16 protein-coding genes are annotated in these 17655 nt (G+C 71.3%); 8 read left to right on the forward strand and 8 right to left on the reverse strand.

Annotated elements, in window-relative coordinates; genetic code table 11:
- The first annotated feature begins 45 nt into the window (after positions 1-45).
- Positions 46-288: a WhiB family transcriptional regulator gene (locus tag AB0J02_RS04495; protein WP_363192067.1), complete on the forward strand. Its 243-nt coding sequence runs from the start codon at positions 46-48 to the stop codon at positions 286-288.
- Here the strand turns inward: AB0J02_RS04495 and AB0J02_RS04500 are convergent.
- Positions 275-2752, reverse strand: coding sequence for a hypothetical protein (locus AB0J02_RS04500; RefSeq protein ID WP_363192068.1), 2478 nt, complete (start codon positions 2750-2752; stop codon positions 275-277). The two genes, AB0J02_RS04495 and AB0J02_RS04500, sit on opposite strands and share 14 nt — an antisense overlap.
- 146 nt (positions 2753-2898) lie before the next feature.
- Between AB0J02_RS04500 and AB0J02_RS04505 the strand changes: the two genes are divergently transcribed.
- The 3 genes from AB0J02_RS04505 to AB0J02_RS04515 are packed head-to-tail and all read left to right on the forward strand — an operon-like array spanning position 2899 to position 5318.
- Positions 2899-3426, forward strand: a complete 528-nt coding sequence (locus AB0J02_RS04505; RefSeq protein ID WP_363192069.1) for a hypothetical protein — start codon at positions 2899-2901, stop codon at positions 3424-3426.
- Positions 3427-3428: 2 nt separating this feature from the next.
- On the forward strand, positions 3429-4640 hold the full coding sequence (locus tag AB0J02_RS04510) for a histidine kinase (RefSeq protein ID WP_363192070.1): 1212 nt from the start codon (positions 3429-3431) through the stop codon (positions 4638-4640).
- Between the two features lie 9 nt (positions 4641-4649).
- Entirely contained in the window at positions 4650-5318 is a 669-nt protein-coding gene (locus AB0J02_RS04515; protein WP_363192071.1) for a response regulator transcription factor, read from the forward strand.
- A 21-nt stretch (positions 5319-5339) separates the two neighbouring features.
- On the opposite strand, the gene AB0J02_RS04520 is transcribed toward AB0J02_RS04515, so the two are convergent.
- From AB0J02_RS04520 to AB0J02_RS04540, 5 genes are all read right to left on the reverse strand, one after another.
- On the reverse strand, positions 5340-5996 hold the full coding sequence (locus AB0J02_RS04520; RefSeq protein ID WP_363192072.1) for a TetR/AcrR family transcriptional regulator: 657 nt from the start codon (positions 5994-5996) through the stop codon (positions 5340-5342).
- A 130-nt stretch (positions 5997-6126) separates the two neighbouring features.
- Positions 6127-7104, reverse strand: a complete 978-nt coding sequence (locus AB0J02_RS04525; RefSeq protein WP_363192073.1) for an acyl-ACP desaturase — start codon at positions 7102-7104, stop codon at positions 6127-6129.
- A 96-nt stretch (positions 7105-7200) separates the two neighbouring features.
- Positions 7201-7977: a dimethylargininase gene (gene ddaH / locus AB0J02_RS04530; protein WP_363192074.1), complete on the reverse strand. Its 777-nt coding sequence runs from the start codon at positions 7975-7977 to the stop codon at positions 7201-7203.
- 88 nt (positions 7978-8065) lie between these two features.
- Positions 8066-10399 carry an excinuclease ABC subunit UvrA gene (locus AB0J02_RS04535; RefSeq protein ID WP_363192075.1) on the reverse strand — a complete coding sequence of 778 codons (2334 nt, stop codon included), beginning with the start codon at positions 10397-10399 and terminating at the stop codon, positions 8066-8068.
- Positions 10400-10451: 52 nt separating this feature from the next.
- On the reverse strand, positions 10452-12095 hold the full coding sequence (locus AB0J02_RS04540) for an ABC-F family ATP-binding cassette domain-containing protein (RefSeq protein WP_363192076.1): 1644 nt from the start codon (positions 12093-12095) through the stop codon (positions 10452-10454).
- A 303-nt stretch (positions 12096-12398) separates the two neighbouring features.
- Here AB0J02_RS04540 and AB0J02_RS04545 point away from each other — a divergent pair, with 303 nt between their 5' ends.
- Entirely contained in the window at positions 12399-13058 is a 660-nt protein-coding gene (locus AB0J02_RS04545) for a GPP34 family phosphoprotein (RefSeq protein ID WP_363192077.1), read from the forward strand.
- Between the two features lie 88 nt (positions 13059-13146).
- Here the strand turns inward: AB0J02_RS04545 and AB0J02_RS04550 are convergent, their stop codons facing one another.
- Entirely contained in the window at positions 13147-13374 is a 228-nt protein-coding gene (locus tag AB0J02_RS04550; protein WP_363192078.1) for a hypothetical protein, read from the reverse strand.
- Between the two features lie 138 nt (positions 13375-13512).
- Positions 13513-13929 carry an SsgA family sporulation/cell division regulator gene (locus AB0J02_RS04555; RefSeq protein WP_363192079.1) on the reverse strand — a complete coding sequence of 139 codons (417 nt, stop codon included), beginning with the start codon at positions 13927-13929 and terminating at the stop codon, positions 13513-13515.
- A 257-nt stretch (positions 13930-14186) separates the two neighbouring features.
- Here AB0J02_RS04555 and AB0J02_RS04560 point away from each other — a divergent pair, with 257 nt between their 5' ends.
- The 3 genes from AB0J02_RS04560 (at position 14187) to AB0J02_RS04570 (ending at position 17648) form a co-directional block, all read left to right on the forward strand.
- Entirely contained in the window at positions 14187-15230 is a 1044-nt protein-coding gene (locus AB0J02_RS04560) for a YCF48-related protein (protein ID WP_363192080.1), read from the forward strand.
- Between the two features lie 101 nt (positions 15231-15331).
- Entirely contained in the window at positions 15332-16399 is a 1068-nt protein-coding gene (locus AB0J02_RS04565) for an ABC transporter ATP-binding protein (protein WP_363192081.1), read from the forward strand.
- Positions 16400-16433: 34 nt separating this feature from the next.
- Entirely contained in the window at positions 16434-17648 is a 1215-nt protein-coding gene (locus tag AB0J02_RS04570) for an ABC transporter substrate-binding protein (RefSeq protein ID WP_363192082.1), read from the forward strand.
- Positions 17649-17655 lie beyond the last annotated feature (7 nt).

Here is a 17655-nt window from a genome sequence, read left to right on the forward strand (position 1 = left end):
CGTTCATTGATCAATCGTTTTTCGCCGGGCGGCATTCTCGTCGCCATGCACGCGAACACGCCCCTCACGCCCGCCGGACCCACCTGGCAGGACCAGGCTCTGTGCGCCCAGACCGGCGGCGACTTCTTCTTCCCCGAGCCGGGCAGCTCCGTCCGCGAGGCGAAGCTGATCTGCCGGATGTGCGAGATCCGCCCCGCCTGCCTGGAGTACGCCCTGACCCACGACGAGCGGTTCGGCGTCTGGGGCGGCCTCTCCGAGAAGGAGCGCCACCAGCTCAGGCGTACGTGACCGTGAACTCCCGTGTCCCAGCGGGCACATGGACGTCGTTGCCGAAGCCGGACACGTCCAGGTCCCGCCCGTCGGCGACGGCGGAGCGCAGCGGCCCGAAGCGGCACGGGTAGACGAACCGCACCCCGTCCGGCGCGGCCCCGATCCGTACGGTCACCCGGCGCGCTCCCGCGTCGTGCGTGAGCCGGTACCCGAAGGGCTCACCGAACAGGGTCGGCGCGTCCTCGACCGCCACGGGTTGCGCGTCCGGCACCCAGTGCGGCCGCACTCCCGGGGCGATGTACAGATGCGGGTCCCGGTCCTCGTCCGCCTCGAAGAACAGGATGTCGCGGACGAGCAGCAGATACTCGGCGGCCGCCCAGCCGTGCGGCATGTCGCCCATGTACCAGTGCCGGTCCGGTACTTCACGGAACTCCGACGCGATGGGGAAGGCGTGCTGCTCGTTCCACGCGCCCAGCGCCACCGCCCGGTCCCGCGTGCGCGGGAACGCCGTCGCCACCGCCCAGCCGAGCAGCGCGTCGGCCCGCTCCGGGTCCCCGGCCAGCAGGTAGGCGTGCGCCAACTGCATCGTCAGATAGGGCCCGTAGGCGTTCCACGCCGCCTCGTGCCGGTATCCGCCGGTGACGAAGTGCGCGTACATCGTGTCGAGCGTGAAACGGGCGGCCCGGTCGATGTCGTCGCCGAGCTTGCTGCCCATGTGCAGCCGCAGCGGATGGAAGTACGCCGCCGCGCCGATCACCGTCGAATCGAGCCGGCCCACGTCGCCGGGCCCCGTCGGCAGGTACGTCTCCCAGGCCCCGCGGCGCCGCTGCTCGGCGAGGACCCAGCGCATCGAAGCGACGGTCGCGGCCTTCAAGTCGTCGAAGGCGCCCCACAGTTCAGGCACCTCGGGTGCACCGATCCGCTCCGCGAGCCGCGCGCTCTCGTAGAGACCGGCGAGGCCCCACAGGTCGTCCCAGTAGTGCGGCTTGTCCCGCTCGCCGAGGTGCTCGGCGCTCCACCCGCTGTGCAGCAGCCCGAACCCGTCCCGGTTGTCGCGCAGCCACCGCGCGCCGTCCAGCACGAACGGGTTGTAGAGCTTGGCGCCGAACGCCGAGAGCCGCCCGGAGGTCCGGTCGAACCGCCCGATCGCCCAGAGAGCCTGCCCGTTGCTGTCCCACTCCCGGTCGTCCTTCTCGTGCGGCCCGCCGTAGAACCCGTACTCGGCGCACGGGCCGATCCGCCCGCCGCCCCGGCTGAACCTCAGCGGGTAGTGCGTCCCCAACTGGTGCTCGGCCAGAGCGGAATCGCCGACCAGCGAGCACGCCGTCGCCTCCACCGACGAGTCCCGGATCCAGAACGAGTCGTACACCGTCGGACCGGGATGGATCTCCCCGAGGTCGGACAGGATGAGCAGCTCGGACCGCGCCTGCCGGAACAAGTCCGCCAAGTGGGCCACCGGGCGCGGCAGTTCGGGCTGCACGCCCTGCCGCAGCAGCTTCTCCGTCCAGAAGTCCCGGTTGGCGCCCTCCAGCACGTCGGCCGGGGTCGCACGCAGCTCGGCCAGGTCCTCGGACCCGTTGTACAGATCGACGGGCAGCCGTACGTCGACCTCCATCACCTCGTTCTCCACCACCCGGTACGGCCACGCGAACACGGCGCTGCACAACCCCGCCACCTGGTCCTGCGCCTCGGCGGCCCCGCTCAGCTTGCCGCCCATCACCAGGTCGCGGAACGGACTGTGGCGCACGTACGCGTCGGGATCCGTGCTGAAGTCCGCGTTGCCGTACACCCCGAACTGCTCGGGAGCCGTGTCGAAGACCGGCCCCCAGCCGCTGTTCGTCTCCACCCGCCGTTCGTCGGGCAGATACCGCAGGAACGTCAGCCGCCGGTCGGTGACCTCCCTCCCGTTGCGGTCGTGCCGCTGGAAGCCGCTCGGCCCGGCCGGCAGCACCGCCGCGCACAGCAGCCCCTCCCGGGGCTGTCCCGTCGGCGAGCCCACGGTCAGCCGCGTCACGACGACGTCCCGCCGCCGCGCCCCGACCGGCGCCGCGAAGGTCCGCTGCACGAACTCGACCCCGCCCGCGGTCCGGAACGTCGTCAGCACCACGGGCAGATACGGCGCCTCCATCCGCTGCTCCACCGTCCCGCCGTCCGTCAGCTGCGGAAGGTGCAGCGCGCCGGTCGCCTGGTCGAACAGGAAGAACGACAGGCAGTACTTGTCGTACACCGGCTCGATCTCGCCGGCCTGCCCCACCAGGGACTCCTGCCGGTGGTCCTTGACCCCGACCATGCTCCAGTACCGGTACAGCGCGTTCGAGGCGAACGCCGCCTCCTTGGAGTCGTACGTCCCGGCGTCGAAGTCCTCGCTCCACCGCCGGAACGCCTGCTGCGCCCACCACGGCACCGGATACGGCACCTGGGCGCGCCCGGCCCAGCTGCGCCACATGACCTCGTAGAACATCCACTCGTGCTTCTGCGCCATGGAGTTCACCCCCTGGTCGCACCGTGGCACCGTTGCGACGGCGCGGCTAGGGGAGCGTCGAGCCGTCGGGCCCCGGGGGCATCTCCACCCCGGGTTCCACCTATGGGTCCAGGTGCCGGAGGCCTTGTCCCGGCAGCCTTGAGGGCATGACAACGACCGAGTGGATCACCGACATCGCTCTCCTCCTCGTGGTCTTCCGGCAGCTGCGGGAAGGCCGCCTCGACCTCAGGTCCTTCCTGATCCCGCTGGGGATCGTGGCCTTCGTGGCCTACTCGTACCTCGACACGATCCCCACCGAGGGCAACGACCTGGTGCTGATCGGGACCCTGATGGGCGTGGGCGCCGCGCTCGGCGTCGCCGGCGGTGTCTACACCCGGATCCGGACCTCGGGCGAGCACCTGCTGATCAAGGCAGGAGCGGTCTCGGCGATCCTGTGGGTACTCGGCATGGGCGCCCGGATGGGCTTCCAGCTGTGGACCGAGCACGGCGGCGCCGACGACGTGGGCCGGTTCAGCATCACGCACCACATCACGAGCGACCAGGCCTGGGTCGCGGCCTTCGTCCTGATGGCGCTCACCGAGGTCGTGACGCGGCTCGCCACGATCTTCCTGCGCAGCCGGCTGGTGCGGGCAGCGCGGCCGGTCACCGCGAGCGTTCTCGGCGGGGCTCTCTGACCGTGCGTTATGGTCTGGCCGTGCCCGCAACCGAGACCGACCAGCCGCCCGGGGCGGCCCCCTCGAAGGGGGCCGCCCCGCGGCCGCTTCCCGGTTACGACCCCCGTGCCCAATGGGTGGCCACCCTCGCGGTCATCGTCGCCGGGATCGTGACGATCCGGCCCATGGGATCCAGCGGCCGCGGCCTCGTGGTCGCCGCCCTCTTCGCGGTCAACTGCCTTGCCCTGCTGGCCCGGAGGCTGCCCGAGGCCAAGGTCTCCCCGCGGCTCGCCCTGGTCTGGCTGACGCTCGGCATCATCGCCGCGGCCGCGCTGATCGGCGTCAGCCGCAGCGGAACGAGCTACCTGTTCGCCTTCTTCCTCGCCGGGCACATTGGCTACCGCCTGGAGACCAGGCCGGCGGTGATCCTCGCCGTCTTCTGCAGTCTGCTGTGCGGCGCCGTCCTGTACTTCCGTCTCGGCCCCGGCCACCACGAGGTGCCCTGGGCCCTCGGCCTCGTCACCGGAGCCCCCGTGCTGGTCGGCATCACCAACCGCAGCCGGCACCGCGCCGTCCGGGCGGCGATCTCGGTCGCCGAGTCCGCCGAGCGGGCCGCCCGGGCCGAGGCCCGCACCGCCGTGCTGACCGAGCGCAGCCGGATCGCCCGGGACGTGCACGACGTCCTCGCGCACTCGCTGGCCGGGATCAACATGCAGCTGGAACTGGCCGACGCACTGCTCGACACCGGCGACCTGGACAAGGTCCGCGAGGCCAACGACAAGGCCCACAGCATGGTCAAGGAGAGCCTGAAGCAGGCCCAGTGGACCGTGCACGCCCTGCGCGAGGACGCCCTGCCGCTGCTGGAGAGCCTGACCGCCATGCTCGAATCGTCCGGCCACCGCGACGCCCTCACCGTCACCGGGACCGTCCGCGAGGTGCCGGCCCGCGTGACCCAGAATCTGCTGCGGATCTCCCAGGAGGCGCTGACCAACGCGGCCCGGCACGCGCCCGGCGGCGAGGTCCGCGTGGAGCTGGCGTTCGCCGCCGCGTCGACCACGCTGAGCATCCGCAACGGGCCCGCCACCCGCGCGGTGGCCGCGGGGGTCGGCAGCGGCATGGGACTGATCGGAATGCGCGAACGCGTCGCCTTGCTGGGCGGAACCATCACCGCGGGTCCGGTCGTCGAGGGACCGGACCAGGGCGGCTGGCAGGTGGAGACAGTGATCCCGGGATGAGTGAACAGGATGAGTGAACAGACCGAGAAGCAGAAGAAGTTGAGAGTGGTCGTCGCCGACGACCAGGCCGCCGTCCGGGAACCGCTCGCCGCGGTGCTCGGCCTGTCCGAGGACATCGAGGTGGTCGCGGCCGCCGCGGACGGCACGGAGGTGCTGACGGCGGTGACGGACGCCGGGCCGGTGGACGTGGTGCTGATGGACCTGCGGATGCCGGTCATGGACGGCATCGAGGCGACCCGCCGGCTGGGCGAGGAGCACCCGGAGGTGGCCGTGGTCGTGCTGACCACCTTCGCCGACGACGATTCGATCCTGGCCGCGCTGAGCGCCGGGGCCCGCGGCTATCTGACGAAGAACGCCGGGCGCAAGGACATCGTCCGGGCCATCCGGGCGGCCGCCGCCGGGCAGTCCGTGCTCGACCGCGAGGTGCAGGACCGGCTGCTCGCCACGGTGCGGACCAAGTCGCCCGCGCCGGGCGGTTCGTTGCCCGAGGACATCACGCCCCGCGAGCGCGAGGTGCTCACTCTCATCGGCCAGGGCCTGCCGAACCGGGCCATCGCCGAGAAGCTGTTCATCAGCGAGGCCACGGTCAAGACCCACATCAACAACCTGTTCGCCAAGGCGGGGATCCGCGACCGGGCCGACGCCGTGCGCCGCGCCATCTCGGCGGGCCTCGCCTGAGGGCGAGGTCGCCGCGCGGCGTCAGCGTGCCAGCAGGTCGTCCAGTTCCGCTTCGAAGAGCCGCGCGGGGTCGAATCCCATCCCGGTGAAGTGACCGGCGGCTTCCAGCGACAGGACGCCGTGCAGCCGCGTCCAGAGGGACAGGGCCCGGTGGAGGGCCGCGGGCGGGGCGGGGTGGCCTGCCGCCCACTGCCGGTGCGCCTCGATGTGCGTGTCGAACGGGGCCGGGGGGCCGTCGCCTGTTCCGGTCACGGCCGTGCAGGCGTCGAGCAGGCGGCCCATGATCTCGGACGCGATGGCGGTGATGTCGTCGGGCGCGTGGTAGCCCGGCACGGGTGTGCCGAAGACGAGAAAGTAGCGGTGCGGGTCGTCGAGGGCCCAGCCGCGCAGCGCGTGCGCCAGCGCGGCGACGCCGGCATCGGACCCCGCCTTCCCCGCGGTCTCGCGGAAGCGGTCGGCGAGGCTCTCGTACGCGTCCCTGACGAGCTCGGTGATCAGCTCGTCGCGGCCGGCGAAGTAGCGGTAGAGCGCGGGGCCGCTCAGGCCCATCTGCTTGGCGATCGCGTTGAGGGAGAGCGCGGACGCCCCCGCCGCGGCGATCTGCCGCCACGCGTGTTCCTTGATCTCCGCGCGCACTTGGGCGCGGTAGCGCTCGCGCGGGGTCTTCGTCTCCGCCATCGGCCTGCCGCCTTCCCTTTCGTTAGAAGCTATCACGAAAGTTATTGCGGCTCTCGACGGCGGCCGGCCCGGCGCTGCGACCCCCGCGCGGCCGGCGCGCGGGGGTCGGGCACGGTCGGCACCGTCAGGCTCAGGCCTTCGCGGCCCGTGCGGCGAGCCGGGCCTTGCGGGCGGCCAGCTTCTCGTCGAACTTCGCGGCCTCGGCGTCGAGCCCGTTCATGAACAGACCGACTTCCTCCTGCGCCCGGAGACCCTCGGGGCCGAGCCCGCCGATCTCCATGATCTTCAGGAAGCGGAGCACGGGCTGGATCACGTCGTCGTGGTGGATGCGGATGTTGTAGACCTCGCCGATCGCCATCTGCGCCGCGGCCCGCTCGAAGCCGGGGATGCCGTGACCCGGCATGCGGAAGCCGACGACGACATCGCGCACCGCGCACATCGTCAGATCGGGGGCGATGTCGAACGCGGCCTTCAGGAGGTTCCGGTAGAAGACCATGTGCAGGTTCTCGTCGGTCGCGATGCGCGCCAGCATGCGGTCGCAGACCGGGTCGCCGGACTGGTGTCCGGTGTTGCGGTGCGAGATGCGGGTGGCCAGCTCCTGGAAGGAGACGTAGGCGACCGAGTGCAGCATCGAGTGCCGGTTGTCCGACTCGAAGCCCTCGCTCATGTGCGCCATGCGGAACGTCTCGAGCTTGTCCGGGTCGACCGCGCGCGACGCCAGGAGGTAGTCGCGCATGACGATGCCGTGCCGGGCCTCCTCCGCCGTCCAGCGGTGCACCCAGGTGCCCCAGGCGCCGTCGCGGCCGAAGAGCGACGCGATCTCGTGGTGGTAGCTGGGGAGGTTGTCCTCGGTCAGCAGGTTGACGATCAGGGCGGTGCGGCCGATCTCCGTGACCTTGGACTGCTCCTTGTCCCAGGCCTCGCCGTCCTCGAAGAAGCCGGGGAAGTTACGGGCGTCGGACCAGGGCACGTACTCGTGCGGCATCCAGTCCTTGGTGACCCCTAGGTGGCGGTTGAGCTCCCGCTCGACCACTTCTTCCAGCGCGTGCAGAAGGCGCGCGTCGGTCCAGGTGGTCGACGAACCGAGGCGGGGAGAGATGACGGTCACGAGGGCTCCTGGGGGACGGAGGTACAGCGAGCGGTGTATTACCTACGGTGTCGTAGGTTACGTTGCCGTAGGTTAAGCGCTCGATAAAGGCTCGGGTCACGCTTGAAGCCCGCGGAGCCGGACTGAGAGACACGTCACACAGCCCTCCAGCTTCTCGAATTCCGAAATGTCCACCAGTACGGGCTCGTAGCCGAGATCCGCGAAGAGCTCCGCCGACTTCGGGGCGCTCGCCGCCATGAGCAGCCGGTCCCCGCCGAGCAGGACCACGTGCGCGCCCGCCTCCTCCGGCACCGGCAGGAACCGGGGGAAGACCGACGCGTGGTCCACCAGCGGCGCGTGCCCGATGACCGTACCGTCGGGCAGCGCCGTCACCGCGGACTTCAGGTGCAGCACCGAACTGACCGGCACGGGCACCACGTGCGCGCCGAGCGGCTCGAAGACCGCCCGCAACTGCTGTACCCCCGCCGCGTTGGTGCGCCCGCCGCGCCCCACGTAGAGGGTGTCGCCCACCTTCAGTACGTCGCCTCCGTCGAGGGTGCCGGGCTCCCACACCCAGTTGACGGAGCAGCCGAGCCGCGCCACGGCCTCCTCGACCCCGGCGGTCTCGTCGCGCCGGGACTCGGCGCCCGGCCGCGCGATCAACGCCACGTTCCGGAAGACGACCACCGCGTCCTCGACGAACACCGCGTCCGGGCAGCCGTCGGCCGGTTCCACCAAAAACGTCTCCCAGCCGTGCGTCTCCAGCGCGGCGACGTACTCCTGCCACTGCGCGAGCGCCTTGCCGGCGTCGACGGGCGTGCGCTCCACATGCGTGACCAGCCCCTCCGCGACACGCGGTCCGGGGCGGCGGACGAGGGCCTTCTGGCTGGGCACGGGTGTACTCCATGACTGGTGCTGAGCTGTGCGTGGTGGGCGACGGCGTTCATCATGCACAGCCCGGGGGGTGCGGCGGTATCCCCCGTTACGCGGCTGTCACCTCCCCCTCACCGTGCCCCTCCACGCCCGCGACCGCCCGCCGCAGGTGCCGGGCGGTGAACGAGCCGTCCGCCGCGAGGAGTTGGGCCGCTGTCCCCTCGAAGACGACCTGCCCGCCGTGCCGCCCGCCACCGGGGCCCAGATCGATCACCCAGTCCGCACGCCGGACCACGTCGAGGTTGTGCTCGACGACGACCACCGTGTTGCCCGCGTCGACCAGCCGGTCCAGGAGCGCCACGAGCGCGTCGACATCCGCCATGTGCAGTCCGGTGGTCGGCTCGTCCAGGACGTATGTCGCGGCGGTGCGGTGCAACTGTGTGGCCAGCTTGATCCGCTGGCGCTCGCCTCCGGACAGGGTGGACAGCGCCCGGCCGAGCGTGAGGTAGGTCAGACCGACGTCACGCAGGGCGTGCAGCCGGCGGCGTACCGACTCCTCGCCGGGCCCGGTGAAGTACTCCAGGGCCTGCCCGGCCGTCATGTCGAGCACATCGGCGACGCTGCGGCCCCGCACGGTCAGCCGCAGCACCTCGTCACCGAACCGCCGTCCGCCGCAGGCCTCGCAGACGGTGGTCACCGGGTCCATGAAGGCGAGGTCGCTGTACACCACCCCGCGGCCCTGACAACTCCCGCACGCACCGGCCGAGTTGAAGCTGAACAGGCCCGCTCGCGCGCCCGTCTCGCGGGCGAAGAGCGTGCGTACGGCGTCCATGATCCCGAGGTACGTCGCCGGAGTGGACCGGCCCGAGATGCCGATGGACGACTGGTCGACGACCACCGCGTCCGGGTGCGCGGCACACAGCGCCCCCGCCACCAGCGAACTCTTTCCGGAACCGGCGACCCCGGTCACCGCGGTCAGCACCCCGGTCGGCACCCGCACGGTCACGTTCCGCAGGTTGTGCAGCCGGGCCCGCTCGATCCGGATGCCGCCGGTGGCCTCGCGCGGGTGCTCCTTCACGCCGCCGGAGCCGCGCAGGCACCGGCCGGTCAGGGTGTCGGCGCGCCGCAGTCCGTCCGGCGTCCCCTCGTACACCACGCGTCCGCCGCCCGCGCCGCCCAGCGGCCCCATGTCGACCACGTGGTCGGCGACGGCGATGACGTCGGGGTCGTGCTCGACGACCAGGACCGTGTTCCCCTTGTCGCGCAGACGCAGCAGCAGGTCGTTGAGGCGGCCCACGTCGCGCGGGTGCAGGCCGACGCTCGGCTCGTCGAAGATGTACGTCATTCCGGTCAGGCTCGACCCCAGATGCCGCACGGTCTTCAGGCGCTGCCCCTCGCCGCCGGAGAGTGTCGAGGTGGGCCGGTCGAGGCTGAGGTAGCCGAGCCCGATCGCCTCGATCCGTTCGAGCGCGGTGACGGCCGCCCCGGCGATCGGCCCGGCCACCGGGTCGGCGGCCTCCTCGATGCGCCGCAGTACGGGGATCAGCTCGCCGACCTCCATACCCGTGCAGTCGGCGATGGTGCGGCCGTCGATCCGGGTGGCGAGCGCGGCGGCGGTGAGCCGGGCGCCCCCGCACGCCGGGCAGGGGCCGTCCGTCAGGTACGGCTCCACCAGGTCGCGGGTCCGCTGGCTCAGCGCCGACAGGTCCCGGTTGACGTACAGCCGCTCGAACCGGTCTGCGAGCCCTTCGAAGGCGATGGCGCGGCTGCCGCCGGTGTTGTCGACCGTCACCTGCGCGCCGCTCCCGCGCAGCAGGAACTCCCGCTCAGCGGCGGTGAATTCACCCACGGGCCTGTTGGTGTCGAGAGCGGTGGTGTTCGTGTACGTCTGGCCCTGCCAGGTGCCGACGGCGAACGGCGGGAAGCGCACCGCGCCGCCCGCCAGCGACTTCGCGGGGTCGAGGATGCGGTCGTAGTCGGGCCGCACGGTGCGCCCGAGCCCGTCGCACCCGGGACACATGCCGCTCGGGTCGTTGAACGAGTACGCGGCGGCCGGCCCCGCGCTCGGCGTCCCGCACCGCGAGAACAGCACGCGGATCACCGAGTAGATGTCCGTCATCGTGCCGACCGTGGAGCGGGAGTGCCCGCCGATCGGCCTCTGGTCGACGACGATCGCGGGGGAGAGGCCCTCCAGCGCGTCCGCGTGCGGCCGCTCGTACTTCGGCAGCCGGTTGCGTACGAACCAGGTGAACGTCTCGTTCAGCTGGCGCTGCGACTCGACCGCGATCGTGCCGAAGACCATCGACGATTTCCCTGAGCCGGAGACCCCGGTGAACACGGTGAGGCGCTCTTTGGGAATGCGCAGGGTCACGTCGCGAAGGTTGTTCTGGCGGGCGCCGACGATGTGCAGGCAGTGGTGACCGGTTCCTTTTGTGCTCGGCATATCTCCGACGGTAGGTGCTATACCAGACACCTTTTGTCGGGGTTTCCTCCTCTCATGGGGCTGCTGTGTCCTGGAGGACGCCGTTCTCCAGCAGCAGCCATCGGGTGACCCCGATCGAGTCGAGGAACAGCAGGTCGTGGCTGGCCACGATCAGGGCTCCCTCGTACGACTCGAGGGCCGACGTCAGCTGCCGGGTGCTCGCCATGTCGAGGTTGTTCGTCGGCTCGTCGAGCATGAGCAGCTGGGGTGCCGGTTCGGCCAGCATCAGCGCGGCGAGCGTCGCGCGGAAGCGTTCGCCGCCCGACAGGGTCGCGACCGCCTGATCCGCCCGAGCCCCCTTGAACAGGAAGCGGGCGAGGCGGGCCCGGATCCGGTTGTTGGTGGCGTCCGGCGCGAACCGTGCCACGTTCTCCGCGACGCTGGACTCCTCGTCCAGTACGTCGAGTCGCTGCGGCAAGAAGCGAAGCGGCACATGTGGCACCGCCTCGCCCTCGACCGGCGCGAGCTCTCCGGCGATCGTGCGCAGCAGCGTCGTCTTGCCCGAGCCGTTGCGCCCGATCAGGGCGATGCGCTCGGGGCCGCGCAGCTCGAACCCGCCCTCCACACGCGCCCCGTGGGCGAGGTGCAGCCCGCTCAGCGTCAGGACGGACCGGCCCGGTGGGACGGCGGTGTACGGCAGGTCGACGCGGATCTCGTCGTCGTCGCGTACCGCCTCCACCGCCTCGTCGAGGCGCTCCTTCGCCTCGGAGAGCTTCTCCTCGTGCATGATGCGGTGCTTGCCGGCGGAGACCTGCGCGGCCCGCTTGCGCGCACCCATCACGATCTTCGGCTCGCGCTTGCTGTCCCACATCTTCTGTCCGTACCGCTTGCGCCGCGCCAACTTCATCTGCGCGTCCGACAGTTCGCGCTTCTGCTTCTTCAGATCGGACTCGGCGACGCGCACCATCCGTTCCGCCGCGTCCTGCGCGCCGTCGAGCGCCTCCTCGTAGGCGGAGAAGTTCCCGCCGTACCAGGCGACCTCGCCGCCCCGCAGATCCGCGATCTGGTCGACGCGGTCGAGGAGTTCGCGGTCGTGGCTGACCAGGATCATCACCCCGGGCCACCCTTCGACGGCCGCGTACAGACGCTGTCGTGCGTGCAGATCGAGATTGTTCGTCGGCTCGTCGAGGAGCAGCACGTCGGGCCGGCGCAGCAGCAGCGCGGCGAGCCGCAGCAGCACCGACTCGCCGCCGGACACCTCGCCGATGGTGCGGTCCAGGTCGACGTGGCCGAGGCCGAGTTCGGAGAGCATGGCGACCGCCCGCTCCTCGACGTCCCAGTCGTCGCCGACGGCGGTGAAGTTCTCCTCGCGTACGTCGCCCGCCTCGATGGCGTGCAGCGCGGCGCGGGTGTCGGCGATGCCCAGGGTCTCGTCGACCCGGAGCGTGGTGTCGAGCGTGACGCTCTGCGGCAGGTAGCCGATCTCTCCGGAGACGCGCACGGTGCCGTCGGCCGGTGCCAGTTCGCCCGCGATCAGCTTCAACAGGGTTGATTTGCCTGACCCGTTGACGCCGATCAGGCCGGTGCGGCCCGGACCGAAGGCGGCCTGCAGTCCGTCGAAGACGCCGGTGCCGTCCGGCCAGGCGTACGCGAGCGCGGTGACGGCGACGGACGTGGGGCCGTGGCCGTGGGTGTGAGGTTGGGAGGAGGTGGACAAGGGGGCCTCGCGGTTGCTCGGTGCGAACGGTGACGGGATACGACGCGTTCGAGACACCGCGGGCCAGGGGCAACAAAAAAGGCCTGTACCGGCGGGGAGGGCGGCTCGGATGCCGAGGTCTCGCACGACGACATGTACGCGGCGGAGGGCACGTGAAGAACCGTGCGGAACCGTGCGCTGCGTGACATGCGCGGTGTCTCAGGACCTCAGACGAGCAACGTCCTACTCCGATCGACGACAACAGAACCGCTATACAGCGTAAGAATCTGTCTCCGGGACTGTCAACCGATTAACCTGACGCAGGTGCCCCATGGCTCCCTCTCCGTTCCCGCCCGCCTCTTCCTCCTGGCGTACGACACCGGCAAGGACCGGGTCGCCGGCGCCCCCGACCTGCCGTTCGCGATCCGCGCGGCGGTCCTCGCGGAGCTCGCCGAGCGAGAGCTGATCCACGAAGTGGACGGCATCGTGACCCCGGTGCTCGGCGCCCGCACCGGCGACGCCGTCCTCGACCACCTCCTGGAACTCATCGAGGAGTCCCGGCCCAGGAAATGGCGCGGCTGGATCACCCACCGCGCCCGGAGCACCGCCGCACTGGTCCGTGAGGGTCTGGTCACGGACGCCTACCTGCGCCCCGGCCGCCGCCGCGTCCTCGGCCTCTTCCCCAGCACGCACTACGCGCTGCAACGCGCGGGCTACGTGGAGGTCCTCCGCGTGGAGGTCCTCCACGCGGTGACGAACCCGGTCCCGCCCGACGGGGTCCCGCGCGACCACGCGACCCTGGCCGCCCTGGCCGCCGCGGGCCACCTCCGCACCGTGCTCCGCCCCCGGGACCGCCGCCACCACACCACCCGCCTGGCCGCCCTGACCCTACGAGCGGGTCCCCACCTGCCTCCGATCGCCCGAGCCCTGGAGGCAGCGGTGAAATCGGCGGAGGCCACCAGATCATCGGCGGGCACCGGCTGAAACGCCCCCAAGGGGCGCGGGGGACTGCGCGACCAGCCACGGACGACCCGCACTCGCGTGCAGGCAGAGGGGACCGCGTCGCCTCACATCAGGCGCCGGGCGCGGCCCGCCGCAACCGCTCCTCGGCAGGCGGCACCGTGGCGCGGCGTGCGCCGATCCGGTCCCGCAGCTGCTCCATGCCGAGCATGAGGCCGACCGCCCAGACGGCGACGATCACGATGGTGACGATGCCCAGGTGGCCGAGCGGACCCTCGCCGGGGCGCAGCACCAGGGCGGTCGCGGCCGACGCGGCGACCACGCCGGCCGTGATCGCCACCGCGGACGGTCCGGGCGGCGTCCGACGCCCGCCGTTGCCCCCGTGCACCATGCGGCCCCCGCCAACCGCGTCCCCCGAACGCCTGTTCGGCGCAGCTTTTCATCCGCCGCCACGAATGTCAGCCGCTTCTCGCGAGCCTCAGAACGCGTCCCGCAGCAGCTCCGCCAGATCCCCGTCCATGTCGACATGGAGATACTCCTCGCCGGCCGGCACCAGCGCCGCGCTGTCCGAAAGGAAGCGCTCGAGCTCGCCCGTGCGGATGTGCACGATCGCGGTGCCCTCCGGGGCGTGGAACTCCAGGACCGTCCGGTCGTAGCCGTACGGGCGGACGCGTACGTCACCGGCGCCCACGGCCTCCGTCACCCCGGAGGTGAGCAGCTCGCGGGCGAACGTCCAGCACACCTCGACGCCCTCCAGAGTGGCCGGGGCAGGGAACGACATGCGCACGGCGAACGGGTCGCGGGCGTCGTAGGCGAGCCTCGCGGGGATGCTCGCCATGCGCGGCGCGGCGGCGACCAGACGGGCCTCTACGGCTTGCTCGATGACGATGGACAACGCCTGCTCCTTGGGACAACTGCACGGACGACGACGAACGGGTCGGACGGCCTCACTGGACTAGACGGCGGAACGGGGAAATCCGTGCACCTGAAGCCGGACGAAACACAAGTGACCTCTGTCACCGGTTTCAATCAAGGTCCTCTGGACGCCACCCGGACGGCGGACTACCTTCGCGCGCCATGACGAGATTGAGGACTGTGACGACACGGAGAAGCGCGGGTCGTAGGGGGAAAGCGGGACGAACCGTGCAGGCCATGGGCGTGGCGGTGCTCGCGGCCGTCGCGTTCGGTGCCGCGCCGGGGCCCGCCGCCGCCCAGGCCCCGGCCTGGGAGCCGCGGGACACGCACACCGACGCCCGGTTCCGGGGTCTGGCCGCCGTCGACCGGAGCACGGCGTGGGTCGCGGGTACGAAGGGCACCGTGCTGCGCACCACGGACGGCGGAGCGCGGTGGAAGTCCGTGTCGCCGCCCGGCGCTGACGCGCTGGAGTTCCGTGACATCGAGGCGTTCGACGCCCGCCACGCGGTGGTCCTGGCCATCGGAGAGGGCGAGGCGTCCCGGATCTTCCGGACCGAGGACGGCGGCGCGAGCTGGACGGAGTCGTTCCGCAACACCGACCCGAAGGCGTTCTACGACTGCGTCACGTTCTTCGACCGCCGGCACGGCCTCGCGATGAGCGACCCGGTCGACGGCAAGTACCGCATCCTGTCGACGCGCGACGGCGGCCGCTCCTGGCGGGTCCTGCCGAACACCGGGATGCCGCCCGCGCAGAGCGGCGAGGCGGGCTTCGCCGCGTCCGGGCAGTGCCTGGTGGCGTCGGGCCCCAAGGATGTCTGGCTGGCCACCGGCGGCGGCGCGGCCTCGCGGGTGCTGCACTCCGCCGACCGCGGCCTGACCTGGACCGCGGCCGAGACCCCGATCCCGGCGGGCGACCCGGCCCGCGGCGTCTTCGGCCTCGCCTTCCGGGACCGGGCGCACGGCATCGCGGTCGGCGGCGACTACCGCGCCGACCAGCCCTCGCCGCGGGCCGCCGCGGTGACCGGCGACGCGGGCCGCGACTGGACCCCGTCGGCGCGGCCTCCGTCGGCCTACCGCTCCGGCGTCGCCTGGCTGCCGCACAGCCGGGCCGCCGCCCTCGCCGTCGGTCCGACCGGCACGGACCTCACCACGAACGCGGGCCGCACCTGGCGCACCGTGGACACGGGCTCGTACGACACCGTCGACTGCACGCACGACGGCGCCTGCTGGGCGGCGGGCGAGAAGGGGCGCGCGGCGCGCCTGGGACACCGGTTCCGGTAGCCGGGTCGGGCGACATTCCAATTCCGGTACCAGAACGTCCGACAGGCCGTAGGCGGTCTTGTGGGGGGTCGTTGAAATGTGCATGATCTACGCGTATGGCCATGCCAGAAGTAGCGGCGGAAGACGTGAAGCGCGGGGCGGCCGCGATCGCCCTGCGCGCGGTGCACAAGACCTTCGGTGACGTACATGCCGTCGACGGCGTCGAACTCGACGTGGCCGAGGGCGAGTTCTTCTCGCTGCTCGGCCCGTCCGGGTCGGGGAAGACCACCGTGCTGCGCCTGATCGCCGGATTCGAGACGCCGACGAGCGGCACCGTCCGCCTCGACGGCGTCGACGTCACCCGGCGCGCCCCCTTCGAGCGCGACGTCACCACCGTCTTCCAGGACTACGCGCTCTTCCCGCACATGAGCGTCGAGCAGAACGTCGCCTACGGCCTGAAGGTGCGCGGCGCCGGCCGGAGAGAGCAGGCCGAGCGGGCCCGCGCCGCCCTGCACTCCGTCCGCCTCGAAGGATTCGGCCGACGCCGGCCGGGGCAGCTCTCCGGCGGGCAGCGCCAACGCGTGGCGCTGGCACGGGCGTTGGTCGTTCGCCCCCGGGTCCTGCTCCTCGACGAACCGCTCGGCGCCCTCGACGTCAATCTGCGCGAACAGATGCAGACCGAGCTGAAGGAATTGCAGCGCGATGTCGGCATCACCTTCGTGCTCGTCACCCATGACCAGGGCGAGGCCCTCGCGCTCAGCGACCGCATCGCCGTCATGAACGCCGGACGCGTCGAACAGGTCGGCACACCGGGGGAGTTGTACGAGGCGCCCGCCTCCGTGTTCGTCGCGTCCTTCGTCGGCACCTCCAACACCCTCACCGGAGCGGCCGCCGAACTGATCGTGGGGAAATCCGGGACATTCGGCGTCAGACCCGAGAAGATCCGGGTCCTGCCCGACGGGGAGAAGCACGACCGGGTCCACCACAGCGAGGTGCGCGGTACCGTCGCCGACGCCGTGTACCTCGGGGACAGTACGCGCGTGGTCGTCGACACCGACGCCGGCGCGCGATTCGTCGTCGTACGGCAGAACCTCGACACGACGGCGGCCGACGCGCTCGCCCTGCCGGGCAACCGCGTCCTGCTGCGCTGGCACCGACGGCACAACGTCCCACTGAACAGAACGACTTGAGCGACCCACGCGAATCGACCGACAGGGAGACCTCGTGCGCGCACCCCGAACCCTCCTGGCCGCCACCGCACTCGGTGGGCTGCTGCTCGTCACCGCCTGCGGCTCCTCCGGCGACGGGGGAGGCGATGCCGGCGGCGCACCCGGCGGGCGGGGTTTCACCCCGCCGGAACTGTCCGCGCCCAAGGCCCTCGGAAAGACGGAGGGCAAGGTCAATCTCATCGCCTGGGCCGGCTACGCCGAGGACGGCTCGAACGATCCGAAGGTCGACTGGGTCACCCCCTTCGAGAAACAGACGGGGTGTCAGGTCAGCACCAAGGTCGCCGGGACCTCCGACGAGATGGTCAACCTGATGAAGACCGGCCAGTACGACGCGGTCTCCGCGTCCGGAGACGCCTCCCTGCGCCTGATCGCCTCCGGGGACGCGGCCCCCGTCAACACCGACCTCGTACCCAACTACCGAGACATCTTCCCGGGGTTGAAGATGCAGCCCTGGAACTCCGTCAAGAAGGTCGCCTACGGCATCCCGCACGGCCGCGGCGCCAACCTCCTCATGTACCGCACCGACAAGGTCTCCCCGGCCCCCGACTCATGGAAGGCCGTCTTCGACGGCGCGTCCGCGTACAAGGGGAAGGTCACCGCGTACGACTCGCCGATCTACATCGCCGACGCCGCGCTGTACCTCATGAAGACGCGGCCGGGCCTCGGCATCAAGGACCCGTACGCGCTGGACCAGAAGCAATTCGACGCATCGGTCGCCCTGTTGAAGAAGCAGAACGGGAACGTCGGTGAATACTGGAGCGACTACTTGAAGGAGATCTCCGCCTTCAAGAGCGGCGACTCGGTGATCGGCACCAGCTGGCAGGTCATCGTGAACACCGCCCAGGCCGAGAAGGCCCCCGTCAAGGCCGTCCTCCCGAAGGAGGGTGCCACCGGCTGGTCCGACACCTGGATGGTCTCCGCGAAGGCCGAACACCCCAACTGCGCCTACAAATGGCTCGACTGGATCGTCTCGCCGAAGGCGAACGCACAGGTCGCCGAGTACTTCGGCGAGGCGCCCGCCAACGCCGGGGCGTGCGCGCGGACCGCCGACAAACGGCACTGCGCGACCTACCACGCCGACGACGCCGCCTACTGGAAACAGGTCCACTTCTGGACCACACCCATCCCGCAGTGCCTCGACGGACGCACCGACGTGACGTGCGTGCCGTACGCGAAGTGGGTCCAGGCGTGGACCGAGGTCAAGGGCTGAGGTGGGC

Source organism: Streptomyces sp. NPDC050264, from assembly GCF_040655895.1.
In the GTDB taxonomy this organism is placed as follows: domain Bacteria; phylum Actinomycetota; class Actinomycetes; order Streptomycetales; family Streptomycetaceae; genus Streptomyces.